Below are 24,342 nucleotides of genomic sequence, written 5' to 3'. Positions count from 1 at the left end.
GGGCTGCACGGCGCCGGTCTACTCGTCGGACTCGTTGCACTCGGCGGTCGTCGAGATCGTCGTGAAGAAGAACGCGCGCTGCCGGTACACGACCATCCAGAACTGGTCGAACAACGTCTACAACCTGGTCACCAAGCGCGCCGCCTGCCACGAGGGCGGCACCATGGAGTGGATCGATGGCAACATCGGTTCCAAGGTGACGATGAAGTACCCGGCCGTGTGGCTGCTCGGCGAGCACGCCAAGGGCGAGGTGCTCTCCATCGCCTTCGCCGGTGCCGGTCAGCACCAGGACGCGGGCGCGAAGATGGTGCACGCCGCGCCCCGGACCTCCTCGACGATCGTCTCCAAGTCGGTGGTCCGCGGCGGCGGGCGGACGTCCTACCGCGGGCTCGTCCAGATCAACGAGGGCTCGTCGGCCTCCCGGTCGACGGTCAAGTGCGACGCGTTGCTCGTCGACACGGTGAGCCGCTCGGACACCTACCCCTACGTCGACGTGCGCGAGGACGACGCCTCCATCGGGCACGAGGCGAGCGTCTCCAAGGTCGGCGAGGACCAGCTGTTCTACCTGATGAGCCGGGGCCTGTCCGAGGAAGAGGCGATGGCGATGGTCGTGCGCGGCTTCGTCGAGCCGATCGCCCGGGAGTTGCCCATGGAGTACGCCCTCGAGCTCAACCGCCTCATCGAGCTGCAGATGGAAGGTGCGGTCGGCTGATGGTCGTCATCGACGCCACCGGTCGGCCCCCGGCCGCCTCCGGTGCCGTACCCCGTCCCGTACGGTCCCGTAACCCGCTCGACCACGCCGTGCCCACCGGACGCGAGGAGGCGTGGCGGTTCACCCCGCTGCGCCGGCTGCGCGGACTGCCGACCGGCCCCGAGGCCGACGGCAAGGTCTCCGTGTCGGTCACGGCGCCCGCGGGGGTCGAGGTGGAGCAGCTCGCCGTCGGCGACGCCCGGATCGGCCGGGTGCTGACCCCGGCCGACCGGGTGGCTGCCTTCGCCCTGACCCGGTCGGCGGGCGCGCTCGCCGTCACCGTCCCGGCCGAGGCCGCGCTCACCGAGCCGGTGGTCGTGCATCTGCACGGTGAGAGCCCCAGGTCCCCGGCCGGGTTCGTCGCGACGAGCGGCGACGGCGGGCGGCGCGGCTCCCCGGGCGGGGTGGCCTACGGTCACGTCCTCGTCGAGGTGGGCCCGTTCGCGTCGGCCACCGTGGTGCTCGACCATACCGGCAGCGCCACCTACGCCGGCAACGTCGAGGTGTACGTGGGGCACGGCGCCTCGCTCACCTTCATCACCCTGCAGGACTGGGACGACGACGCCGTGCACCTCGGCGCGCACGCCTACTCGCTGGGGCGCGACGCCCGGCTGCGCTCGTTCACCATCACCCTCGGCGGTGACCTGGTGCGCCTCAACCCGACCGTGGACTACCGCGGGCCCGGCGGCGACGCCGAGCTCTACGGCGTGTTCTTCACCGACGCCGGCCAGCACCAGGAGCACCGGCTGCTCGTCACGCACGAGCCGCGTTCCTGCCGCAGCCGGGTCACCTACAAGGGCGCGCTGCGCGGGGACGCCGCCCACGCGGTGTGGATCGGCGACGTCCTCATCGGCGCCGACGCCGTGGGCACGGACACCTACGAGCTCAACCGCAATCTCGTGCTCACCGACGGCGCGCGGGCCGACTCGGTCCCGAACCTGGAGATCCTCACCGGTGAGGTCGCCGGTGCCGGTCACGCCAGCGCCACCGGCCGGTTCGATGACGAGGCGCTGTTCTACCTGCAGTCGCGGGGGATCTCGCCCGAGGAGGCCCGCCGGCTCGTGGTGCACGGCTTCTTCGCCGAGATCATCGACCGGATCGACGTGCCGGAGCTGCGGGAGCGCATCATGACCAAGGTCGCCGGCGAGCTGTCGGCGGAGGTGGGCGGATGACGACCGCGACCGGCGGTTCTGCCGCGGGCGGCTCCTCGGTCGCCCCGCGGTGGCACCGGGTGTGTGCCGCCGCGGACCTCGCCGAGGGCAGCGCGATCGGCACCGAGATCGAGGGTGTGCCGGTGTGCGTGGTGCGGTCGGGCGGGGCGGTCTACGCCGTGCGCGACGAGTGCTCGCACGCCGACGTGATGCTCTCCCAGGGCGAAGCCGAGGACGGCAAGATCGAGTGCTGGCTGCACGGGTCCCAGTTCGACCTGGCCAGCGGCGTCCCGCTGAGCCTGCCGGCGATTGAGCCGGTGCCCACGTACGCAGTGACCGTCGACGGCGACGGCGTGCTCGTCGACGTTACCCATCCAAACGTTACACATTCGAACCCGGAACGAGGGTGACGGCAGCGGTGTCCACACTGGAGATCCGCAATCTGCATGTCTCGGTGGAGACGGACGGCGAGGGCACGCGCGAGATCCTGCGCGGGGTGGACCTGACCGTCCGCAAGGGCGAGACGCACGCGATCATGGGGCCGAACGGGTCGGGCAAGTCGACGCTGTCCTATGCGATCGCGGGCCATCCCAAGTACACGGTCACCGAGGGCAGCATCACGCTCGACGGCGAGGACGTCCTCGCGATGAGCGTCGACGCCCGGGCCCGGGCCGGGATCTTCCTGGCGATGCAGTACCCGGTGGAGATCCCCGGGGTCTCGGTGTCGAACTTCCTGCGCTCCTCGGTCACGGCCGTGCGCGGCGAGGCGCCGAAGCTGCGGACCTGGGTCAAGGAGGTCAAGACCTCCATGGCTGCGCTCGAGATGGACCCGGCGTTCGCCGAGCGCAACGTCAACGAGGGCTTCTCCGGCGGCGAGAAGAAGCGTCACGAGATCCTGCAGATGGCGTTGCTCAAGCCGAGGATCGCCGTGCTGGACGAGACCGACTCCGGCCTCGACGTCGACGCGCTGCGCATCGTCTCCGGAGGCATCGAGTCGGTGCGGGCCCAGGGGGAGACGGGCATCCTGCTCATCACCCACTACACCCGAATCCTGCGCTACATCCGTCCTGAGTTCGTCCACGTCATGGCGGCGGGGCGGATCGTCGACGAGGGCGGCCCGGAACTGGCCGCCGTGCTGGAGGAGTCCGGCTACGACCGCTACGCCAAGGGTGGCGGCGCGGCCACGCCGGCCGGCGCGGGAGCGGTGTCATGACGCTGACCGACGTGGCCGTGCGCCTGGGGCCCGGACCCCGGCTCGTTGGCGGGTTCGACGTCGAGCAGGTCCGCCGGGACTTCCCCGCCCTGGCCCGCACGGTGCACGACGACCGGCCGCTGGTCTACCTCGACAGCGCCGCCACCTCGCAGAAGCCGCTGGCGGTGCTCGACGCCGAGCGGACCTACTACGAGCTGCACAACGCCAACGTGCACCGCGGCCTCCACGTGCTGGCCGAGGAGGCCACCGGGCTGTACGAGGCCTCCCGGGACAAGGTCGCCGCCTTCATCGGGGCGGGCGACCGCCGGGAGGTGGTGTTCACCAAGAACTCCTCGGAGGCGCTGAACCTCGTCGCCTACGCGATGAGCAACGCCGGGGCCGCCGGCGCCGAGGCGGAGCGGTTCCGGGTCGGCCCGGGTGATGAGATCGTCGTCACCGAGATGGAGCATCACTCCAACCTCGTGCCGTGGCAGATGCTGGCCCGGCGCACCGGGGCGACGCTGCGCTGGATCGGGCTGACCGACGACGGCCGGCTTGACCTGAGCAACCTCGATTCGATCATCACCGAGCGGGCGAAGGTCGTCGCCTTCGTCCACCAGTCGAACATTCTCGGCACGATCAACCCGGTCGCGCAGGTGGTGGCGCGGGCCCGCGAGGTCGGCGCGCTGACCGTGCTGGACGGCTCCCAGTCGGTGCCGCACAACCCGGTCGACGTCACCGATCTCGGGGTGGACTTCCTGGCCTTCACCGGGCACAAGATGTGCGCGCCCACCGGGGTCGGGGTGCTCTGGGGGCGCTACGAGCTGCTCGAGGTCATGCCGCCCTTCCTCGGCGGCGGCGAGATGATCGAGCTTGTCACCATGGAGGGCTCGACCTACGCGGCGCCGCCGCACCGGTTCGAGGCCGGCACCCCGATGATCGCCCAGGTGGTCGGGCTCGGCGCGGCCGTCGACTACCTGACCGCGCTCGGCATGCCGGCCGTCGCCGAGCACGAGCACGCGGTGACGGCCTACGCGCTGGACGCCTTCGCCGAGGTGCCGGGGTTGCGGATCATCGGTCCGCCGACGGCGGACGCCCGCGGCGGGGCGATCTCCTTCGTGCTGCACGAGGACGACGGCCGGCCGATCCATCCCCACGACGTCGGACAGATCCTCGACGAGCGCGGCATCGCCGTGCGGGTCGGGCACCACTGCGCCCGGCCGGTCTGCCTGCGGTTCGGGGTACCTGCGACGACCCGCGCGTCGTTCCACCTTTACACGACGACCGGTGAGGTCGACGCCCTGGTGGAAGGACTGCACGGGGTCCGGAGGTTCTTTCTGAGGTGAAACTCGACTCCATGTACCAGGAGATCATCCTGGACCACTACCGCAACCCGCTCCACCGGGGGCTGCGGGATCCCTTCGACGCCGAGGTGCACCACGTCAACCCGACCTGCGGCGACGAGGTGACCCTGCGGGTGAAGGTCTCGGACGGGGTCGTCGAGGACGTCTCCTACGAGAGCGAGGGCTGTTCGATTAGTCAGGCGTCGGCGAGCGTCATGAGTGATCTCGTGATCGGCAAGCCGGTCGACGCGGCGCTGAAGCTCGAACGCGAGTTCCTGGCGCTGATGCAGTCGCGGGGCACCGTCGAGGGTGACGAGGACGTGCTGGAGGACGCCGTGGCGTTCGCCGGCGTCTCCAAGTACCCCGCCCGGGTGAAATGTGCCCTGCTGTCCTGGATGGCCTGGAAGGACGCGACCGCCAAGGCGATGGATCCGAGCGTCGCCGGTGCCGGTGCCGCCGCATCCACCTCTGTCGCGTTCCCCCGCGTCGCCCCCCTCGACGTACCCGAGCAGGAGAAGCCATGAGCGAGACGGTGACCGAGACGCGCTCGACCGAGACGGGAGAAACCGCCGAGGCGGCGGACCAGCCCGCCGGGGTCCCGAAGCCGCTGCTGGACCCGGACCCGACGGGACCGGGCGCCCCGCCGGAGCTCGCCAGCTTCGAGGACATCGAGGAGGCGATGCGCGACGTCGTCGACCCCGAGCTCGGCATCAACGTCGTCGACCTCGGCCTCGTCTACGGCATCCACGTCGCCGACGACAACACCGTCACCCTCGACATGACGCTGACCTCGGCGGCCTGCCCGCTCACCGACGTCATCGAGGACCAGACCCGCTCCGCCCTGGTCGATGGCCCGGACGGGCTGGCCGCGGATGTGACCATCAACTGGGTCTGGATGCCGCCGTGGGGACCGGACAAGATCACCGACGACGGTCGCGAGCAGCTGCGCGCGCTCGGCTTCAACGTCTGACGGCCGCCGGCTGCCGGGCCGCCCGCCCTCGGGCTGCCGTCCGCCCTCGGCCCACCGGATGAACAACCGGTGGGGTTCACGCAACATACGGCTGGCTACCCAGCAACCACCGCTCACTCCGCCCGTGTCCGCCCGCCAGGCTTGTAGGGTCGGAACCAGGCGATCGGCGTCGTCATCGGCCCATTTCGGCGGGGCTTTCCGCATCGTGACGTGGTGTCCGGCCCCGCCGGTCGTTCGGAGATCGAGCCGGAAGACGGGAGCCTGTCTGTGCCGAGCCTGCGGGTCCTCGGTCTGGTGCTGGCCGGGGGTGCCGGACGGCGGCTGGCGCCGCTGACCGCGGACCGGGCGAAGCCCGCCGTCCCCTTCGGTGGGCTGTACCGCCTGATTGACTTCGTGCTGTCCAACCTGGTGAACGCGGGCTACCTGCGCATCGCGGTCCTGACCCAGTACAAGAGCCACAGCCTCGACCGGCACATCACGACGACGTGGCGGATGAGCAACCTGCTCGGCAACTACGTCACGCCGGTGCCGGCGCAGCAGCGGCTGGGGCCGCGATGGTTCGCCGGCAGCGCCGACGCCATCCACCAGTCGCTGAACCTCGTCTACGACGACGCCCCGGACATCGTCGTGGTCTTCGGCGCGGACCACGTGTACCGGATGGACCCGCGGCAGATGGTCGCCCAGCATCTCGACAGCGGAGCCGGCGTCACCGTCGCCGGGCTGCGGGTACCGAGATCCGAGGGCCGGGCGTTCGGGGTTATCCAGACGGCGCCCGACGGCCGCACGATCGAGGCGTTCCTGGAGAAGCCCGCCGATCCGCCGGGTCTGCCGGGCAGCCCCGAGGAGACGTTCGCCTCGATGGGCAACCACGTCTTCTCGACGGACGTGCTGATCGACGCCCTGCGCAAGGATGCCGCCGACGAGGACAGCGTCCACGACATGGGCGGGAACATCATCCCGATGCTCGTGGCCCAGCGGGCGGCGGCGGTGTACGACTTCGCCGGCAACGTCGTCCCGGGCACGACGCTGCGTGACCGCGGCTACTGGCGCGACGTCGGCACCGTCGACTCGTACTTCGAGGCGCAGATGGATCTGTGCGCGCTCGACCCGGTGTTCAACCTCTACAACCGGGAGTGGCCGATCCTCACCAGCATCCCCTCGCTGCCACCGGCGAAGTTTGTGCACGATGGCCTGCAGCGCACCGGCACGGCCATGAACAGCATCGTCAGCAACGGAGTCATCATCTCCGGGGGCACGGTGCGCTCGTCGGTGCTGTCCCCGGGAGCGCGGGTGAACTCCTGGGCCGAGGTCGACCACACGGTGCTCCTGGACAACGTGGTCGTCGGCCGGGGGGCCGTCGTCCGCGATGCCATCCTGGACAAGAACGTGCACGTGTCGGCGGGCGCCCAGGTCGGGGTGGACAAGGACCGGGATCGCGCCCGCGGCTACACCGTGAGCGAGCAGGGCGTCACCGTCGTCGGCAAGGGCATCACGATCGCCGACTGAACCGGCCGCCATCCCCCTATCCGCCCGCACCCGTCCCGTCACGGCACCGTTGGGAGAGACCGCACATGCGCGTCGCCATGCTCACCCGGGAGTACCCCCCGGACGTCTACGGCGGGGCGGGTGTGCACGTCGAGTACCTGAGCCGGGAGCTCGCCCGGCTGGTCGACCTCACCGTCCACCGCGAGGGGCCGGCGCCGGGCGGCGGGGCGCCGGGCGGTGGGCGGTGGGCCCGCGGGTGCGGTGCCGTCGACCGGTGCCGTCGACCGGCCGGTGGTCGAGAGGGCGGGTGCCCCGGGCGTCGCCGCGGTCGCGGCGCACCGGAGCTGGGCCGCGCTCGCCGACGCGAACGACGCGCTGCGGACCGTGTCGATGGACCTGTCCATGGCCGCCACGGCGGCCGGCGCGGACGTGATCCACTCGCACACCTGGTACGCGAATCTCGGTGGCCATCTCGCCGCGCTGCTCGGCGGCGTCCCGCACGTGATGACCTCGCACTCGCTGGAGCCCCGGCGTCCCTGGAAGGCCGAGCAGCTGGGCGGGGGCTACCGGGTGTCGTCCTGGTGCGAGCGGGTCGCGATCGAGTCGGCGGCCGCCGTGGTCGCGGTCAGCGCGGGCATGCGCGCGGACATCCTCGATGCCTACCCGGCGGTCGATCCGGCCCGCGTGCACGTCATCCGCAATGGCATCGACACCGACGAGTACCGTCCGGACACCGCGACCGACGTGCTGGAACGCCACGGGGTGGACCCGGATCGGCCGACGGTGATCTTCGTGGGGCGGATCACCCGGCAGAAGGGGCTGCCGGTGCTGCTGCGGGCGGCGGCGGCGATCGACCCCCAGGCGCAGCTCGTGCTCTGTGCCGGGGCCCCGGACACCCCTGCGCTGTTCACGGAGATCACCGACCTGGTCGAGGGCCTGCGCGCCGGCCGCGACGGCGTGGTCTGGCTGCCCGGGATGCTGACGAAGCCGGAGGTGATCCAGCTGCTCAGCCATGCCACCGTGTTCGTCTGCCCGTCGGTCTACGAGCCGCTCGGCATCGTCAACCTGGAGGCGATGGCGTGCGGCACCGCGGTCGTCGCCTCCCGGGTTGGTGGCATTCCCGAGGTCGTCGACGACGGCGTCACCGGTCTGCTGGTGCCGCCCGACGACCCCGGCGCGCTGGCCGGGGCCGTCAACGAGGTGCTCGCGGACCCGGTCCGGGCGGCCGCGATGGGCCACGCGGGCCGGGACCGGGCCGTCACCGAGTTCGGCTGGGCTGCGATCGCCGAGCGCACCGCGCGGCTGTACGCGTCGCTGACCGGCGGCTGACGGCTCAGCTCGGCTGGGGCTGTCAGCTCGTCCAGGCCGTTTCGGAGACCGGGGAGCGACCGAGCAGCGGACGCCACCAGGCTTCGTTCTCCTTGTACCAGGCGATGGTCGACCGCATGCCCTCGGCGAAGTCGATCAACGGCGCCCAGTCCAGCTCGGTCCGCAGCTTGGTGGAGTCCAGCAGGTAGCGGCGGTCGTGCGAGGGACGGTCGGGCACGATCGTCTTCAACGACGCGGGCAGACCGAGCTCGGCGAGCACCGTGTCGGCGATCGTCTCGATGTCCGCCTCGACGCCGGATCCGACGTGGTAGGTCTCGCCGAGCCGCCCGCGGTCCAGAACCGCGTCGATCGCCCGGCAGTGGTCCATCACGTGCAGCCACTCGCGCCGGTTCGTGGTAGAGGCGTACATCGGGAGCGACTCGCCCTGCAGCGCCCGGGTCACGAACAGGGGGATGACCTTCTCCGGAAACTGGTAGGGACCGTAGTTGTTCGAGCAGTTGGTGATCGTCACGGGGAGGTTGTAGGTAAAGCCATAGGCGCGTACGGCGTGGTCCCCGCCGGCCTTCGCCGCGTTGTAGGGCGTGCGGGGGAGGTAGGGGGAGTCCTCGGTGAAGGCGCCGGGGTCGTTGAGGTCCATGTCGCCGTAGACCTCGCAGGTGGAGATCTGGTGGAAGCGGGCCACCCCGACCGTGCGGGCCGCCTCGAGCAGGGCCTGGGTACCCATCACGTTCGTCGAGAAGAACTCGCCGGGGCGAATGATCGCCAGACTGTTGTGCGACTCGGCGGCGAAGTTCACCACCACGTCCACGGAGTGCTCCCGCAGCACCGACTCGACGAGCTCCTGGTCACGGATGCCGCCGTGGACGAACGTGACGCGGTCCGCGACGTCGGCGAGGTTCTCCCGGCAGCCGGCGTAGGTCAGGGCGTCGAGCGCCACGACCGCGTCCCCCGGATGCCGCGTCCGCCAGTAGCGGACGAAGTTCGATCCGATGAACCCGGCGGCTCCGGTCACGAGGAGCGTCGACATGGTGTGCCTTTCGATCGGTGCGCAGGCGCGGCGACGCCTGCGGCTGGGCGGTGGACGGACGTCGTCCATGTTCTCGTGGCGGGCGGGCACCGGCCTGGCCCGCGCGCGGCCACCCGGACGACGGCGGGTGACCGTGGGCGCACGGGCACCCTACGCTCTGGCGCGTGGCGGGCCTGCCCGAGGGCTAGCCGGCGGCCACAGCGGCCTATGCCCCCCGTACTCTTGAGGTCATGAGCATCGTCGTATCGTGATCGTCGCGTGCCCGACCGTGCCGTCCTTGGTGGGCACGGTGCGCGACCTGCCCTGTGCCCGACCTACCCCGTGCCCGACCTCGGTCGTCCCGGTTCGCAGTGCTCTGGTGGGGTCCCCGCCGTTGTCCGTGTCAACCCGACGTCGCCGGTGTAACGCTCTGACGCTCGCCCGGCGTTGTCTGGAAGCCCGAAAGAGGCCCTACCTCGATGATCATTGTGTCCGAGCTCGAACTGCGTGCCGGAGCCCGCACTCTGATCGAGCCCGTATCCTTCCGGGTGCAGCCGAACGACCGGATCGGTCTCGTCGGGCGCAACGGGGCCGGCAAGACGACGTTGCTGAAGGTGCTTGCCCGGGAGGGGCTGCCGTTCGCCGGCACCGTCGACCTCCGGGGTGAGATGGGTTACCTCCCCCAGGACCCGCGTACCGGCGATCTGGCCGACACTGCCCGTGATCGTGTGCTGTCGGCACGTGGTCTCGACGTTCTCCTGCGCGAAATGGAGAAGCTGCAGCTGGAGATGGCCGAGCTGGTCGACACCACGGCGCGGGACGCGGCGATCCGCCGCTACGGCAGCCTGGAGGAGCGATTCGGGACGCTCGGCGGTTATGCCGCCGAGGCGGAGGCTGCCCGGATCTGCTCGTCGCTGGGCCTGGCTGACCGGGTGCTCGTCCAGCCCATCGGCACCCTGTCCGGTGGGCAGCGGCGGCGGGTCGAACTCGCTCGCATCCTGTTCGCCGGGTCCGGCAACGCCGACGCGACCCTGCTGCTCGACGAGCCGACGAACCACCTCGACGCCGACTCGATCGGGTGGCTGCGGGACTTCCTGCGCGCTCACACGGGTGGCCTGATCGTGGTGAGCCACGACGTCGACCTGCTCGACAAGTGCGTGAACAAGGTCTTCCACCTCGACGCCAACCGGGCCACCCTCGACGTCTACAACGTGAACTGGAAGACCTATCTCAACCAGCGCGAGCTGGACGAGCGCCGCCGTCGCCGGGAACGCGCCAATGCCGAGAAGAAGATCGACTCGCTGAAGGCGCAGGCCGACAAGATGCGCGCCAAGGCGACCAAGGCGCGGGCCGCCCATCAGATGGACCGGCGGGCCGAGCGGCTCGCGGCCGGGCTCGCCGAGGCGCGCGTCGCCGACCGGGTAGCCAAGCTGCGCTTCCCGGACCCGGCTCCGTGCGGCCGCACGCCGCTGACCGCCACCGGACTGTCGAAGTCCTACGGCTCGCTGGAGGTGTTCACCGGCGTGGACCTCGCGATCGACCGCGGCTCGCGGGTCGTGGTCCTCGGGCTGAACGGTGCCGGCAAGACCACGCTGCTGCGCATCCTGGCGGGCCAGGAGGCGCCCGACGTCGGTCAGGTGCATCCCGGTTACGGTCTGCGTCTCGGGTACTACGCGCAGGAACACGAGACGCTGGACACTAGCCGCTCGGTGCTGGACAACATGCGGGCCGCCGCGCCGGGGGCGTCGGACGTGGAGCTGCGTCGCATCCTGGGCGCGTTCCTGTTCAGCGGAGACAGCGTGGAGCAGCGCGCCGAGACCCTGTCCGGCGGCGAGAAGACCCGCCTCGCGCTCGCCGGACTGGTCTGCAGCTCCGCCAACGTCCTCCTGCTCGACGAGCCGACGAACAACCTCGACCCCGCCTCGCGCGACGAGGTGCTTGCCGCGCTCGCCACGTACCGGGGCTCGGTCGTCCTGGTCACCCACGACCCGGGGGCCGTCGAGGCACTCGACCCGCAGAAGGTCCTGATGCTGCCGGACGGGGTCGAGGACAACTGGTCACCCGATCTGGCCGAGCTCATCACCCTGGCTTGAGCAGGAACCCTGCCCCGGGAACGGAATGGAGAACCTTTGTGAGTACGCAGGGCGGCACCAAGGCGGTCATGGCGGCACTGATCGCCAATCTGGGTATCGCGGTGGCGAAGTTCGTCGCGTTCCTGTTCACCCAGTCGTCGTCGATGCTGGCCGAGTCCATCCACTCGGTGGCCGACTCCGGCAACCAGGGCCTGCTCCTGCTCGGCCAGAAATGTTCCGTCCAGCCGCCGGACGAGGAGCATCCCTTCGGGTACGGGCGGGCGCGTTACATCGCCGGCTTCCTGGTCGGGATCGTGTTGTTCAGCGTCGGTGGGCTGTTCTCAGTGTATGAGGGCGTCGAGAAGCTGCGCCATCCGCATGAGCTGGAGAGCGGGCTGGTCGCGGTCGTCGTCCTGCTGACCGCGGTGCTGCTGGAGTCGTACTCCTTCGCGACCGCCATCCGCGAGTCGAAGAAGACGAAGGGCGACCAGTCCTGGTGGCGGTTCATCCGGGAGGCGCGGACCCCGGAACTGCCCATCGTCCTGCTGGAGGACCTGGCAGCCGAGCTGGGGCTGATCTTCGCGTTGCTCGGGGTCGGGCTGACCCTGGCACTCGACGACCCGATCTGGGACGGCGCGGGAACGCTGGCCATCGGCGTGCTCCTGCTGATCGTGGCCGTCCTCGTGGCGACCGAGGCGTACGGCATGCTGGTGGGTGAGGCCGCCGCCCCGGGAATGGTCGCCACCATCCGCGGCACGCTCGCCGCCGCCCCGGGCGTCGCCACGGTCATCCACCTGCGCACACTGCACCTCGGGCCGGACGAGCTGCTCGTCGCCGCCAAGATCGGTATCGGGGCGGAACTGGCGATGCCCGAGGTGGCCGCCACCATCAACGGCGCGGAGGCGGCGCTGCGGGCCGCGGTGGCGGTTCCGCTGCGCATCTTCCTCGAGCCCGACATCCTCCGCGACGAGCCGGGTCGACGACGGGATCCGTCAGCCGGTGCCGTCGGCGAGGCAGAGCCGCAGCGCGAGCGCGCTCAGAACGCCGAGGGACATCAGTACCACCGGCAGGTTTCCCGCTCGTAGCTTGTCTCCGGGCAGCTCCGGTCGGGGACGAGGCGCCACCGCGGCCACCAGTAACCAGGGGAACACCGGCAGCCAGGACTCTTCGACGTCGCCATCGGCCAGCCCGAGGACCGTCGCGAACAGCATCGTCGCGCCGGCCCCCACCAGCAGCGGCCAGCCCGGGGTCAGCCGCAGGCGGCGCGCCGCCCGGATGAGAACCGGCCCGCAGACGAGGACGACCACGGTCAGGTCCACGACGATCCAGGCCAGCGTGCCGGCGAGCCCCGGCCGTGGCGCGCTCGCCAGGGCCAGCCCGTCGGGCCAGGAGAAACCCCACGCGTAGAAGAGCCACAGCGGCAGGAGCGCACCCAGACCGGTCATGACATTGAGGATCGGGCGACGGCGGACGAAGTAGGCCGCGGCGACCGCCACGCCAAGCCATACCGGGGCGTAGCCGAACAGCCCCGCGAGGCCGAGCAGCAGCCCGCTTGCCAGCGCCCACCACATCGAGCGCCGACCCGGTTCGCATCCGACCACCCCCACCGCGACGGCCAGGGCGGCCAGGGTAGCCGTGACGGCGTCCGGGGACGCCGCCGTCCATCCGCTCCACGGGGCCAGGACGAGGACGGGGACCAGGCGCCGGGCGGCCGTCTCATGGCACAACGAGCGCACCGCGATCGAGACGGCGGGGACGACCAGCGCGCCCAGGGCGGTGAACAGTATCCCGATCGCGACCGCACCGTGCATCCCCACCCTGGTGAGCACCCAGACGGTCAGGACGGGGCCCGGAGGATGGGTCGGCAGGACGGCCGTGGTCCCCGCCGCGGCGTGCGCGGTGGTCGCGGTGTAGGTGGCGAGGAAGCCGAGCGGATCGTCACCGACGGCCTTCGCCGCCGCCAGGAGATCCGCCGGGATGCGAAGATCCGCGGTGATCTCCCCGGGTGCGACCAGCGCGAGCGTGCCGCTCCACGCCAGCGATCCGACGTAGCCCAGGACGAGCAGGGCGGTCCAGGGCAGCCTGTTCACCGGGCCGGTCGCCGTGGCCGGGGTGTTCGGGGTGGCCGCCGGGGGGGTGGTCGAGGCCCACCAGGCGGTGAGGGCGACCACGACCACGGCGATCACGAGCGGGACCAGGACGAGGGAATCGAGACGGGGAGCCCACCCGCCGCGCAGCGGCGGGTCACCGATGTCCAGATCCAGGTCGCCGGTGGAGACGAGGAACGTGCCGATGAGACCGCAGGCCACCAGGATGAGCCACAGCGCCGCCTCGCCGGCCTCGGTGCGCCCGGCGGACCCCGCCCAGGGCCGGGACAGGCCGCCGCGCGGTCCGGGCAACCGGCTGGAGGCGGCGACAGCGGTCGGGTCGGAGGCGCCGTCCGTCGCGCTCACCGGTCCGTACCGAGGCAGGCCGCGTAGCTGGGCACCTTCGGTGCTGACCCGGAGATCATCACGTCACCGACCACCACTGCACGGTAACGAGTCCGGTCCGCTCCCAGCGCCGGAGTTCCCCCCGAGCCGGATGCCGGAGGTGCTGGCGGGGGCGCCGGCAGGGGTGCGACGAGCCGTCCGCGATCTCGCCGGACCGGGCCTCAGCACGGGAGCGGGCCGGCCCCGACGGGGTGGACAACCGGTGTCGGATGTGAGGAATCAGTCGAATTGATCGGCCGCGTTCGCGGTCCGTCGGCTCGCTCTGTACAGTGATCGACTGATGGTCGTACCTGCAGCGTTGCATCGAGAGAAGATCTTGAGCGCGAAGATGGCGATGTTCGTGGCGACGCGCCGATGCTGTTGTCGGGCCGCGTACCGGGGATTGGGGACACTGATCTCGGTAGCACCGTCGGCCAGGCGCGCCTGCTGTGCCAGCGGGTGGGTGCGACCCGTGCCATCGCTGGTGACCGCCGGCGTGGAGGAAGGAACGCGAGGGCACGGTCACGCACCGGCGCCGCGTGTGATGGATCACATCTGCTTCGAGTGGCGCGTTTACTCAAGCTGAGTGAAGATCGGTTCGCAGATCATCGAACACGGAGGGGGCCACGTTGGCCGAGCTCAGGAAAGGAACCCGGATCACCGGCGCCGAGCGGGACAAGCTTGCCGCCGAACTTCGGAAGAAGTACGAAGGTGGGCAGAGCATCCGCCTGCTCGCCGAGTCCTCTGGTCGTTCGTACGGGTTCGTCCACCGGATCCTCTCGGAGTCCGGTACGACCCTGCGCGGCCGGGGTGGTGCGACCCGGGGCACCAAGAAGAAAAGCGCCTGATCATGGCGGTCCCCGCCGCCGCTGTAGCGGCGGCGGCGGCCGGACTGCACGTGCGGGTCGCCGGGCCTCTCGTCACGATCTGGATGACGGATCCCGGTGATACCGGCGGGGCCGGCTCGTTCCCGGCTCTCGCGTCGGCGCTGGCCGGCGAACTGCGGCGGTTGACCGGTGAGGTCCGGGTCCTGGTTGTCCGGATGGGTCATCGCCCCCCACCGGCCGCTGCCCTTACCGACCCCGCACCCCGAGTGGGCGAGGAAGGGCCCGCGGACGCCGTGGGGCAGTTGTCCCCGGCCGCGGGATATCGCGCATGGCGCGACGCGATGGGGCGGGTCTCCGATCGGTCCGACCTGATCAGTGTGGCCGTCGTGGACACGACGGTCGGCGACCTCGGTCTCGCGGTGACGGTCGCCTGCGACCTGCAGGTTCTCGCCGAGGATGCGCGCTTCCGGCTGACCTGGGCGCGTGACGGCCTCCTGCCCGCGGCCGGTGCCATGGGTCGGCTGGTCGAGCTCCTCGGCTACGCGAACGCCCTGGACCTCTGCCTGACCGGCCGCGAGCTCGCCGCCGACGAAGCGGCCAGGATCGGGCTGGCCCAGCGGGTCCTGCCGCGTGAGCTGCTGGACGAGCAGGTCGGCGTGCTGGTCGCGGCGCTCCTCGCGGTTCCCCGCGACATCGCGGCCGAGGTGAAGGCGCTGATGCGCGGCGTGCGGCGCTCCCGTCCCGCTACCCGCTCCGACCGTCTCGACGAGCGGGCCGAGGACGAGGCCTGGGAACGCGTCGTCACCGCCCGCTCCGCTGCCGGTGACGACCCCGCGGCGGGGTGACCGGCAGCCCCGACCGGCTCCTGCGCCGGCTCCGTACCGGCGGTCTCCCGCTTCGGCATCCGTTTCGCTCCGTGCCGTGCCAAGCTGCAGCCAGCATGCCTGACGAGCCGCACCCGCCGCGGGAATGCCCGTCCGCAATTCCTGCTTACATCGTTACGTAGTAAGCACTACGTAACACAGTAAGCGCCTCCGCCAGGAGGGCTGATGCGACCGGGAATGGATGGTTGGTCTACGATGCGTACCTTCCAACAGGACCGTTCGGTCACCCGGACCTCGCTGCGGCCCGGTACCCTGCGCAGGATCGTCGCCTTCGCCCGTCCCCATCGGCGGCAGCTCGCCTACTTTCTCGCGCTCATCGTGCTCAGCTCGGCTGTCGGTGCGGTTGTTCCGCTGATCCTCAAGACGATCATCGATGACGGCATCGTGCGCCACCGGGTGGGGCTCGTGCAGGCGCTCGCCGCGGTCGTCGCGGGCCTGGCGTTCCTGGACGCCGGTCTGTCGCTCGCGCAGCGCTGGTTCTCGGCCCGGATCGGCGAGGGTCTGATCTACGAGATGCGCAGCCAGGTGTTCTGGTACGTGCAGCGCCAGCCGCTCGCCTTCTTCACCCGGACCCAGACCGGGGCGCTCATCAGCCGGTTGAACAACGACGTGCTCGGCGCGCAGTCGGCGTTCACCAACACGCTGTCGTCGGTGCTGTCGAATGTCCTGTCCGCCGGATTCGTGCTCGCCGCGATGCTGGTGCTGTCCTGGCGAATCACCCTCGTGTCGCTCGTGTTGCTGCCGGTATTTATTATTCCGGCCCGCTTGTTGGCGCCCCGCCTGGCCAGGCTGACCCGGGAGAGCTACGGGTTGAACGCCGAGATGAACACGACGATGACGGAACGATTCAACGTGTCCGGAGCGATGCTCGCGCAACTGTATGGTTCGGCGGAACGGGAGGACGAGAACTTCCGCGTTCGGGCCGGGCGGGTGCGTGACATCGGGGTGACCCAGGCTATGTACGGCCGCATATTCTTCGTCTCGCTCACCCTGGTCGCCTCGCTCGCGACCGCGATCGTCTACGGGATAGGCGGTCGGTTCGCTGCCCAGGGCAGCCTGGAGGTCGGCACCCTGGTCGCGCTCACGGCCTACCTCGGACGGCTGTACGGGCCGCTCACCCAGCTCTCCAACGTGCACGTCGACGTCATGACGGCGCTGGTGTCCTTCGAGCGGGTCTTCGAGGTGCTCGATCTGGAGCCAGCGATCGCCGACCGGCCGGGCGCCGTCGATCTGCCGGCCGGCGCGACGACCATCGAGTTCGATCATGTCGGTTTCCGTTATCCGGCCGCCGGCGAGGTCTCCCTGGCGTCGCTGGAGTCGGTCGCCGTACTCGACCCGCGGGTGCCCACGCCGGTGTTGCACGATGTCACCTTCCGGGTCGAGCCGGGGCAGGTGATCGCGTTGGTCGGCCCGTCCGGAGCGGGCAAGACGACGATCAGCCAGCTCGTTCCGCGCATGTATGACGTGCGGTCGGGGTCGGTACGCATCGGCGGGCACGATGTCCGCGATCTCACCCTTCGGTCCCTGCGGTCCGCCGTCGGTGTGGTCACCCAGGACGCGCATCTGTTCCACGACACCATCCGCGCGAACCTGGCCTTCGCCCGGGCGGACGCCTTGGACGAGCAGATGTGGACCGCTCTGGGCGCGGCGCGGATCGGGCTGCTCGTGCGCTCCCTGCCGGACGGCCTGGACACGGTCGTCGGTGACCGGGGCTACCGCCTGTCCGGCGGGGAGAAGCAGCGGCTGGCCATCGCCCGGCTGCTGCTGCGCGAACCGGGCATCGTCGTGCTGGACGAGGCCACCGCGCATCTCGACAGCGAGTCCGAGGCCGGCGTGCAGCAGGCGCTGACCGCCGCGCTGGTGGGACGGACATCCCTGGTCATCGCGCACCGGCTGTCCACGGTGCGCGACGCCGACCGCATTCTGGTGGTCGACGACGGGCGGATCGTGCAGAGCGGGACCCATGAGGAGCTGCTGGCCCGCGGCGGGCTCTATGCCGAGCTGTACCGGACCCAGTTTGCCCCGGCCCCGGCCGTCGGTGCTGAGGCGGGGTGGGCCGAAGGGGCCAGTGCCCCACCGGTCGGGGTCTGACTCCTGGGCCACACCCGGGCGCGCCACGTTCGGGCGGCCGGCGTCGCGCCGACCCGACAGGTGGGCGGCGACCGGCAGTGGTCCGCGGCGGGAAGGCCGCGGAGCACGGCCGCCCGTCGTGGCGACACTAAGACCCGGGCTCGGCCGGACGAAGCGGTGCGGCCGCGGGGGAGCTCCCGCCGGCCGCGCCGCCGGCGTGCACCTCCGAGGCGACAACGCTGGTCTCGGCGGGAGCCATGACGTCGGCGACGGCGATGTCGATGTCGCCGGACGATTGGCGGTGGATGGCGGGATTTTGTTTCATACCGGCTCCGGGGGACTCGATCGTGCCCTACCGACTTCCGCATCCGAGGGAGCGGATCCCAGGAACGTCCGGCGCCCTTGCCGTCTTTCCCGTATCACGCGCGTCGACCGACAGGGGTGTGGCGCGGACGATATGAACGGTACGCCGCTGCGCGACCACGCGCAGCATATAACGGATACGCCTGATCTGACTACTTCTCGGGCCGCCGCACGCGTCTCCTGGTGGCCCCCGTGTGCAATGACCGACGATCAGTACTTAGGCTCTGGGTGTGCCCCGTAGAGCCAAGATTGTTTGTACCCTCGGCCCCGCGACCAGCTCGCCAGAGAAGGTCCGGGCCCTCGTCGACGCGGGAATGGACATTGCCCGACTAAATTTCTCCCACGGAACACACGAACAGCATGCCGTCACGTACGCGCGGGTGCGCGAGGCCGCGGAGGCGGCCGGCCGCAGTGTCGGCACGCTCGCCGACCTCCAGGGACCGAAAATCCGGCTGGGGAGCTTCGCCGACGGCGGGGTCACCCTGCTGCCCGGTCAGCGGTTCACCGTCACGATCCGTGATGTTCCCGGCGATCAGCATCAGGTCGGCACGACCTACCCGGGCCTGCCGGGCGACGTCGCGGCCGGGGATCGCGTCCTGGTTGACGACGGCCGCCTGGTCCTCCAGATCGACGGGGTGACCGACACCGACGTCCACACTACGGTCGTCATTGGCGGGCCGGTGAGCGACCACAAGGGGATGAACATTCCCAACGCCGCGCTCACCGTCCCGGCGCTCACCGAGAAGGACGCCGCTGACCTGCGGTTCGCCCTCAACCTCGGGGTGGACATGGTCGCCTTGTCCTTCGTCCGGAGTGCTGTGGACGCCGCGGCGGTGCATGCGATCATGGATGAGGTGGGGATCCGGGTCCCGGTCCACGCCAAGATCGAGAAGCCGCAGGCGGTCGCTGAACTCGACGAGATCATCGAGGCGTTCGACGGTCTGATGATCGCCCGTGGCGATCTCGGGGTCGAGCTGCCGCTCGAGGACGTGCCGCTCGTGCAGAAGCGCGCCGTCAGCCAGGCCCGGGAGCGGGCCAAGCCGGTGATCGTCGCGACCCAGGTGCTCGAGTCCATGGTCAGCGCGCCGCGGCCGACCCGTGCCGAGGCCAGTGACTGCGCCAACGCCGTCCTGGACGGCGCTGACGCGATCATGCTGTCGGCGGAGACGAGCGTCGGTGCCTACCCCATCGAGGCCGCGGCCACCATGGCGCGCATCATCGAGACCGCCGAGGCCGACCTCGGCCGGATACCGCCCCTGCGGACCGAACCGCGCACGCTCGGTGGGGCACTCGCCCAGGCCGCCGCGTCGGTAGGAGCCGCGGTCGGCGCCCGTTATCTCGTGGCCCACACCCTCAGTGGTGACACGGCCCGGCGACTCGCCCGGTACCGTACAGAGGTCCCGGTGCTGGCCTTCACGCCGATTCCGGCGGTTCGCAACCAGATGGCGCTCTTCTGGGGCGTGGAAACCTTCCTCGTGCCGTTCGCGGACAGCACGGACGAGATGGTCCGCCAGGTCGACAGCGCCCTCTTCCATATTGGCCGATGCAAGCCGGGTGAACTGGTGGTCGTCGTCGCCGGGACGCCGCCGGGCGTGGCCGGCATGACCAACATGATGCGGGTCCATCGCATCGGGGAGGCCATCTGATCCCACCGTCTGACTGACCCCACCGTCTGGCGTCAGCGCCGCATCCCTGATCTTTGATCTTTGATCCCTGGCCGAGAACTGGCCTACCTCGAGCACCCCGAGCCGCGCCGACGCCGAGTCCGCCGGTCGCCGACGGCCCGTCGGCGTGGCCACCGTTGTGCCGTTGCCGTTCTGGCACATGTCGGGCGTGAGCTGATGACTGTCATGATGATGCCGAGCTGGGCCTAGGCGGACAAGCTCGGGGCGTGGTACGGCCCGGGCCCGGTCGCCTCCGGTCCGTACCGGGTCGGCCGGCGGCCTGTTGCACACGGTGTATGTCAGGAAGTGGTGGGATGGCCGAGCAGGGAAGTGGGACGGACGGTCAGGCGTCCGACGCCCGGTCGACGAACGGCGACGCCGCGGCCAATCCCGAAACCGGAGTACCCCGGACCGGGCAGAGCGGTGGGACCACGGAGAAGACCGCACCGCGCCCGGGGGCCGGGAGGAACGCGGCCGCCACGTCCGCCCGTGCGTCGAATCCGACCTCCTCCCAGGGCGGACGAGCAGCGAGCGCGGGTCCGGCCGGCCGGAGCGGTGCGGAGCGGGCCGGAAGCCCGCAGAGCACGACAAAGACAGAGAATCCCGAAAAGCCGGGGAACCTCGGGAAGCCGGGAAACCCCGGGAGCGCGGTTGCCGCCCCGCGGCAGGGTACCGGCCGTATCCCGCCGACGTCGGTTCCACCCTTGGGAGGAGCTTCACCGGCGCGGTCCGTGGGCGGCGGGCAGCGGTCGGTGCCGCCGGCTCCCGCCCGGCCAGCCGCGGCGGACACCCCGGAATCATCGAAGCGGTCGACGCCATCGAAGACCGACACACCCGCCCAGTCTGGTTCCAGCCAGCCCGGTTCCGCCCAGCCCGGTTCCGGCCAGGGGCGCGGCGCCGTCCGACGGCCCTCGGCTTCGCGGCCCGGGCCGCCCGCCCCGCCCCCGCTCGCCCCGCCCCCGCCCATTCCGGCAGCGGCACCACCGGCCGCGAGCCGTTCGGGTAGTCCCGCGGCACCGCCTCCCCCGAGTCGCACGGGGAATCCGGTCAGCTCGGCCGGAACCGCGCGTTCGACGCCCGGCCGTACGAGTGCCTCCCCACCGCCGGTCTCCCTACCGCCGGCCTCCGCGCAGCTGCCGGCACCGGCGCCGACCCGGGCTCGACCGCCAACGCCAACGCCAACGCCAACGCCAGCGTCGGCACCGACGCCAGCACCGGCACCGTCCCGACCCGCGTGGTTCGAGCGCGACGTCTCGAGGACCTCCGCCGGGTCCGCCGGTTCCGGCGCCAGGGTGCCATCCGTTCCCGGCGTTGAGGAGGGTCCTCGGTCGCGAGGAGTGCCGGCGCCGGTTCCCGTCCGGGATCATCGAGAACCTGGCAGGGATCCCCTGGAGGCCGCGGCCGGGCGTCGGCCGCCCGCCCGTACCGACGGGGATGACCACGTACTCGATCATGATCGTGGTCGTCCACGGGCGTCGCGTTCTGCCGACCCGCCGACCATGCAGGTGCGCCGACAGCTCAGACCCGATCCCGAGCCGGTGCCCTCCGGCACGAGGGACGAGGCGTGGCCCCTACCGGTCTCCGGCGCGCGGCAGGGCGGCGAGCCGGTGACCGATGCCTATTCCTATCCCGACTCCTATCCTGGCCCGGCCTTCGACCGCCGGCTGCAGGCATACCCCGGGCGGAACCGGGGCGCGGGTGACGACCATGACCTGGAGGATCAGGAACGGCGTGCTGACCCGGGGCCGCGGCCGGTTGTCCCGCGTCCGCAGGCCTTGCCCGAGACGCATCGTCCGTCGACGCCGTCCGAACAACCGACGCCGTCCGAACAACCGACGCCGTCCGAACAACCGACGCCGTCCGAACAACCGAGGCCGGCCGCGTCTCGCGACCACCTCGCCGGTTCGGCCCCGGCGAACGGCGGTTTTGCGGCCCGGCGTGCCGATGAGGCCGTGGAAAGTCCCGATTTCCCACCGATCACCGCGCCCCGGCCGGTCGCCCCGTCCCGGCCGGTTGCCGCGCTGATGGTGGTGCTGGCGGCCGTCGGAGCCGGCATCGGCTCCGTCCTGCCGTGGAGCGAGATGTCCAGCGGCGACGAGACACGTACGTTCAGCGGTCTCGTGGTCGGAGACGGGCGCACCATCGGTGTCCTGGCGGTCATGCTCGGTGCCATCGGGGTGGGACGGTTGGTGCGTCGGCCGCTTGCCGGTGCGATCGACGTCGCCCTCGCCCGAATCATCGCGGTCCTGATCGTGATTATCACCGCTCTGGACCGCATCTACGGGCCGCCGACCCTCGCCTCGTTCCGCGCGATTTCCGCGGATGCGATCTCGATCCGTCCACAGGCGGGGATCACGGTGTGCCTCGGCGCCGGCCTCCTCGCCCTGATCGGGGCGGTGCTGCTCCAGCCGAGGACGAAGCCCCCTCGAGGGTGACCCGTCCGCATCGATCCGGTCCCGGTGGTCGTGCTCCCACGTCCTTCCGCTGACCCCTTGCTGGGGGACAGCGGATTCGGTGGATGTGGGTCATGACCGAATCGTCATTGTCCGCGAGGATGTTCCTGGTCAAGGAAACACGGGGGAGTCAAGGGGACGCAGGGAGGACAGGCCGCCGGGCCAGGGGATGTCCGCCGAGGTGTTCCGTTCCTTGATCGGGCGCGCGCTCTCCCGCTGTGCGGGGGGTGGCGTGAGGGCGCGCGCCGGGTCCACGTCCTCGTGATCACTCTGGTGGCGGGGTCAGGCCGTTCCCTCGGCACCGGGATTGAGATGGCCGTCTTCCACTGCGAGTTTGTAGAGGTCGACCTTGGTGCTCGCGTCCCGCCCGGCCTTGCGGTACTTCGATCGGACCCGATCGATGTACTGCTTCGCCGTTTCCGGAGAGACGTTCATCTTGTGGGCAACCGTCTTCATGGGCATTCCGGTCGCATAGAGACGCAGTGCTTCTACTTCTTTGGGCGACAGGCCCGGTTTGTCCGGGGCGTCATCGGTGAGCAGCAGGAATGCCAGCTGCGGCGAGATCCACCCCGTTCCCGCGGCGGCGGCGCGGATCGCGGTGGCCAGATCCTCGATGTCGTCGGTCTTCGGGACGAAGCCCGACGCGCCGGCGCGCATCGCGTCGCGAACCGTCGCGGGAGCCGCCGCGGCGCTGAAAACCACGACCGCGCGGTCCACCGCGAGCAGCCGCTGGATGTTATGGGGCGGCGCGGTGCCATCGCCGAGATCGAGATCGAGCAGGATCACCTGGGCGCCGTGCCCCGGGCCGGCCAGCAGGGCTTCGATGGAGTGAGCGGTGCCGATCAGCCTGAAGTCCTCGACGTCGTGAAGGAGGTCCGCGAGGCCGCGAAGCACGATCGGGTGATCGTCCACTGCCGCCACGGTGATGGCGCCAGGTACTGCGGGTACTGCAGTTCCGTTCGCTACGCTCATGCTGGTCCAGTCGTTCTCCCGGACTTGCCGGCCACGAGGCGACAGACCTCGTCAGGCCGTACGGGCGTTGGTGCCCGCTGGCGGAGCGCGGGGCCCCACCGATCGCTGGGTGCGTCGGGGACACCGCACCCAGCGACGCCAACCATTTCAGCAGATCCCCACCGGGTGGCTGGTGGAGCATAGGGAGGGCCCAGCGTGGCGAGTGTCACGAGGGGACACGTCCATCAGAAGACGATCATAGATCATCGGCCGTCCACGTCCGAGCGCTGCTCGGACGTGCTAGCGGCTCGTGGCGAGTTCGTCGGCGTCGGCGCGGGCAATGGGCGCTGCGCCAGCGGCGCGCCTGGAGCCAGGCTGAGCTGGCCGGCGCGGCGGGCATGACGCAGTCGGCGGTGGCACGGTTCGAGGCCGGCGGCACCGTACCGACACTCCCGGCGCTGGAACGGCTCGCCGAGGCACTCGACGCCGACCTCGACGTCCGCGTCATCCCTCGCTCCGCAGCGTAGGAGACGTTCTGGCACGCCCTGTCCGACATGAGCCGGTGAAATTCAGCGGGCGCCGACGACGGCTAGCTCGTCCAGTCCTCCCAGCTCAGGCCGGTGACCCGGCTGAACTCCGAGGTGTTCGCCGTAACGACTGTCAGCCCGCGCCGCAGTGCCTGCCCGGCGATCAACAGATCGTAGGCGCCAATCGGCGTCCCGGCCTTCTCCAGGGCGGCGCGCACCTCGCCGGCAGTACGGGCGTCCTCGTCATCGAAGTCAAGCAGGTCCAGGTCACCGGAGAGCAGTATCCGCAGGCGCTCGGTGTTCTCCGGCACCTGAGCGCTCTTCGCCACGCCATACCACAGCTCGAACAAGACGACCGACGAGAGCGCGAGATAATCCTCGGACGCTTCGGCCTCCCGGTACCGTTCCCGCACGCCGGCGGGCTTGTTCCGCAGCAGCGCGACCACAGTGTTGGTGTCCAGGAGGTAGCTCATCCGAAGAAGTCCTCCCCGGCGGGCGTCGGCGGCTGGTTCCTGCCGTCCTCGAACAGCGGCACGTCCGCGAAACGGTCCAGCTCGGTGAACCAGGCATCGACATCGGACGCGATCGGCTCCAGCAGCACGCCGTCTCCCATGCGCCGGACGCGCACCCGGTCACCGGGCAGCCGGAACTCCTTCGGGAGCCGCACTGCCTGGCTCCTGCCGTGCATGAAGAGCCTCGCGATCGCCGTGTCCGCCACAACGCCTCCCGCCTATGAGAGCTATCGATAGTATATACCAGGTGTCCGCTGCCGACTCGGTCAGATGGCGGTAGCGCGGGCACGCTGTGGCATGAGGCGGCGGTGCTAGGGCCTG

Annotated in this window: 24 protein-coding genes and 1 pseudogene; 17 read left to right on the top strand and 8 right to left on the bottom strand. The window is 70.7% G+C overall.

All coding sequences use genetic code 11. From position 1 onward, the window contains the following. The 9 genes and pseudogenes from sufB to glgA all read left to right on the top strand — a co-directional run. Positions 1–712 (top strand): Fe-S cluster assembly protein SufB (sufB, locus tag AC08OU_RS07025; protein WP_476604514.1); only part of this gene is annotated, 712 nt, incomplete at its 5' end. Further along, positions 712–1,923: a Fe-S cluster assembly protein SufD gene (sufD, locus tag AC08OU_RS07020; protein ID WP_476600934.1), complete on the top strand. Its 1,212-nt coding sequence runs from the start codon at positions 712–714 to the stop codon at positions 1,921–1,923. The genes sufB and sufD, both read left to right, overlap by 1 nt. Next, positions 1,920–2,312: a non-heme iron oxygenase ferredoxin subunit gene (locus tag AC08OU_RS07015; protein ID WP_476600936.1), complete on the top strand. Its 393-nt coding sequence runs from the start codon at positions 1,920–1,922 to the stop codon at positions 2,310–2,312. Before sufD ends, AC08OU_RS07015 begins: the two co-directional genes overlap by 4 nt. 8 nt (positions 2,313–2,320) lie before the next feature. Continuing rightward, positions 2,321–3,115: a Fe-S cluster assembly ATPase SufC gene (gene sufC, locus AC08OU_RS07010; RefSeq protein WP_476600938.1), complete on the top strand. Its 795-nt coding sequence runs from the start codon at positions 2,321–2,323 to the stop codon at positions 3,113–3,115. Continuing rightward, positions 3,112–4,440: a cysteine desulfurase gene (locus AC08OU_RS07005; RefSeq protein ID WP_476600940.1), complete on the top strand. Its 1,329-nt coding sequence runs from the start codon at positions 3,112–3,114 to the stop codon at positions 4,438–4,440. Before sufC ends, AC08OU_RS07005 begins: the two co-directional genes overlap by 4 nt. Beyond that, the gene (sufU, locus tag AC08OU_RS07000; RefSeq protein WP_462186244.1) at positions 4,437–4,961 is read left to right on the top strand and encodes a Fe-S cluster assembly sulfur transfer protein SufU; all 525 of its coding nucleotides are present in this window, start codon (positions 4,437–4,439) and stop codon (positions 4,959–4,961) included. Before AC08OU_RS07005 ends, sufU begins: the two co-directional genes overlap by 4 nt. Continuing rightward, positions 4,958–5,407 carry a metal-sulfur cluster assembly factor gene (locus AC08OU_RS06995; RefSeq protein WP_462186245.1) on the top strand — a complete coding sequence of 150 codons (450 nt, stop codon included), beginning with the start codon at positions 4,958–4,960 and terminating at the stop codon, positions 5,405–5,407. The genes sufU and AC08OU_RS06995 overlap by 4 nt, the downstream gene beginning before the upstream one ends. Before the next feature lie 267 nt (positions 5,408–5,674). Then, positions 5,675–6,913, top strand: a complete 1,239-nt coding sequence (gene glgC, locus AC08OU_RS06990; RefSeq protein ID WP_476604513.1) for a glucose-1-phosphate adenylyltransferase — start codon at positions 5,675–5,677, stop codon at positions 6,911–6,913. A gap of 65 nt (positions 6,914–6,978) precedes the next feature. Further along, positions 6,979–8,221: pseudogene (gene glgA, locus AC08OU_RS06985) on the top strand (glycogen synthase). Positions 8,222–8,243: 22 nt separating this feature from the next. On the opposite strand, the gene rfbB reads toward glgA, so the two are convergent. Beyond that, positions 8,244–9,248 (bottom strand): dTDP-glucose 4,6-dehydratase, encoded by a 1,005-nt coding sequence (gene rfbB / locus AC08OU_RS06980; protein WP_476599655.1) that lies wholly within the window; start codon positions 9,246–9,248, stop codon positions 8,244–8,246. A 458-nt stretch (positions 9,249–9,706) separates the two neighbouring features. On the opposite strand from rfbB, the gene AC08OU_RS06975 reads away from it, so the two are divergent. Beyond that, positions 9,707–11,320 (top strand): ABC-F family ATP-binding cassette domain-containing protein, encoded by a 1,614-nt coding sequence (locus tag AC08OU_RS06975; RefSeq protein ID WP_476599657.1) that lies wholly within the window; start codon positions 9,707–9,709, stop codon positions 11,318–11,320. Positions 11,321–11,358: 38 nt separating this feature from the next. Beyond that, positions 11,359–12,384 carry a cation diffusion facilitator family transporter gene (locus AC08OU_RS06970; RefSeq protein ID WP_462202815.1) on the top strand — a complete coding sequence of 342 codons (1,026 nt, stop codon included), beginning with the start codon at positions 11,359–11,361 and terminating at the stop codon, positions 12,382–12,384. Here the strand turns inward: AC08OU_RS06970 and AC08OU_RS06965 are convergent. Continuing rightward, complete coding sequence (locus tag AC08OU_RS06965; protein ID WP_476599659.1) at positions 12,292–13,752, bottom strand: hypothetical protein; 1,461 nt, start codon at positions 13,750–13,752, stop codon at positions 12,292–12,294. The two genes, AC08OU_RS06970 and AC08OU_RS06965, sit on opposite strands and share 93 nt — an antisense overlap. A 647-nt stretch (positions 13,753–14,399) precedes the next feature. On the opposite strand from AC08OU_RS06965, the gene AC08OU_RS06960 reads away from it, so the two are divergent. From AC08OU_RS06960 to AC08OU_RS06950, 3 genes are all read left to right on the top strand, one after another. Further along, positions 14,400–14,618: a helix-turn-helix domain-containing protein gene (locus AC08OU_RS06960; RefSeq protein ID WP_009399485.1), complete on the top strand. Its 219-nt coding sequence runs from the start codon at positions 14,400–14,402 to the stop codon at positions 14,616–14,618. A 2-nt stretch (positions 14,619–14,620) separates the two neighbouring features. Then, a complete protein-coding gene (locus AC08OU_RS06955; RefSeq protein WP_462186251.1) occupies positions 14,621–15,442 on the top strand; it encodes an enoyl-CoA hydratase/isomerase family protein in 822 nt (273 codons plus the stop codon). Positions 15,443–15,646: 204 nt separating this feature from the next. Further along, complete coding sequence (locus tag AC08OU_RS06950; RefSeq protein ID WP_476599662.1) at positions 15,647–17,572, top strand: ABC transporter ATP-binding protein; 1,926 nt, start codon at positions 15,647–15,649, stop codon at positions 17,570–17,572. 127 nt (positions 17,573–17,699) lie between these two features. On the opposite strand, the gene AC08OU_RS06945 is transcribed toward AC08OU_RS06950, so the two are convergent. Further along, positions 17,700–17,876, bottom strand: a complete 177-nt coding sequence (locus tag AC08OU_RS06945) for a hypothetical protein (protein ID WP_476599664.1) — start codon at positions 17,874–17,876, stop codon at positions 17,700–17,702. 268 nt (positions 17,877–18,144) lie between these two features. On the opposite strand from AC08OU_RS06945, the gene pyk reads away from it, so the two are divergent. After that, on the top strand, positions 18,145–19,560 hold the full coding sequence (pyk, locus tag AC08OU_RS06940; RefSeq protein WP_476599666.1) for a pyruvate kinase: 1,416 nt from the start codon (positions 18,145–18,147) through the stop codon (positions 19,558–19,560). A 361-nt stretch (positions 19,561–19,921) separates the two neighbouring features. On the opposite strand, the gene AC08OU_RS06935 is transcribed toward pyk, so the two are convergent. Beyond that, the gene (locus tag AC08OU_RS06935) at positions 19,922–20,614 is read right to left on the bottom strand and encodes a hypothetical protein (protein ID WP_476599668.1); all 693 of its coding nucleotides are present in this window, start codon (positions 20,612–20,614) and stop codon (positions 19,922–19,924) included. Between the two features lie 535 nt (positions 20,615–21,149). Beyond that, positions 21,150–21,368 carry a hypothetical protein gene (locus tag AC08OU_RS06930; protein ID WP_462203778.1) on the bottom strand — a complete coding sequence of 73 codons (219 nt, stop codon included), beginning with the start codon at positions 21,366–21,368 and terminating at the stop codon, positions 21,150–21,152. A gap of 162 nt (positions 21,369–21,530) precedes the next feature. Here AC08OU_RS06930 and AC08OU_RS06925 point away from each other — a divergent pair, with 162 nt between their 5' ends. After that, the gene (locus AC08OU_RS06925; RefSeq protein WP_462203777.1) at positions 21,531–22,013 is read left to right on the top strand and encodes a hypothetical protein; all 483 of its coding nucleotides are present in this window, start codon (positions 21,531–21,533) and stop codon (positions 22,011–22,013) included. Between the two features lie 300 nt (positions 22,014–22,313). Here AC08OU_RS06925 and AC08OU_RS06920 read toward each other — a convergent pair whose 3' ends face one another. Beyond that, positions 22,314–23,003, bottom strand: coding sequence for a response regulator transcription factor (locus AC08OU_RS06920; RefSeq protein WP_462186257.1), 690 nt, complete (start codon positions 23,001–23,003; stop codon positions 22,314–22,316). Here AC08OU_RS06920 and AC08OU_RS06915 point away from each other — a divergent pair. Beyond that, complete coding sequence (locus tag AC08OU_RS06915; protein ID WP_476603062.1) at positions 22,970–23,509, top strand: helix-turn-helix domain-containing protein; 540 nt, start codon at positions 22,970–22,972, stop codon at positions 23,507–23,509. The genes AC08OU_RS06920 and AC08OU_RS06915 overlap by 34 nt on opposite strands. Before the next feature lie 62 nt (positions 23,510–23,571). On the opposite strand, the gene AC08OU_RS06910 is transcribed toward AC08OU_RS06915, so the two are convergent. Together AC08OU_RS06910 and AC08OU_RS06905 are read right to left on the bottom strand one after the other, a co-directional pair. Next, the gene (locus AC08OU_RS06910) at positions 23,572–23,982 is read right to left on the bottom strand and encodes a type II toxin-antitoxin system VapC family toxin (protein ID WP_462186259.1); all 411 of its coding nucleotides are present in this window, start codon (positions 23,980–23,982) and stop codon (positions 23,572–23,574) included. Further along, on the bottom strand, positions 23,979–24,197 hold the full coding sequence (locus tag AC08OU_RS06905; RefSeq protein ID WP_476596260.1) for an antitoxin: 219 nt from the start codon (positions 24,195–24,197) through the stop codon (positions 23,979–23,981). The genes AC08OU_RS06910 and AC08OU_RS06905 overlap by 4 nt, the downstream gene beginning before the upstream one ends. Positions 24,198–24,342: the final 145 nt, after the last annotated feature.

Source organism: Frankia sp. CcMO1 (assembly GCF_977945845.1).
The sequence above is the reverse complement of the archived record's forward strand: the minus strand, read 5'-3'. Positions and strand labels throughout refer to the sequence as shown.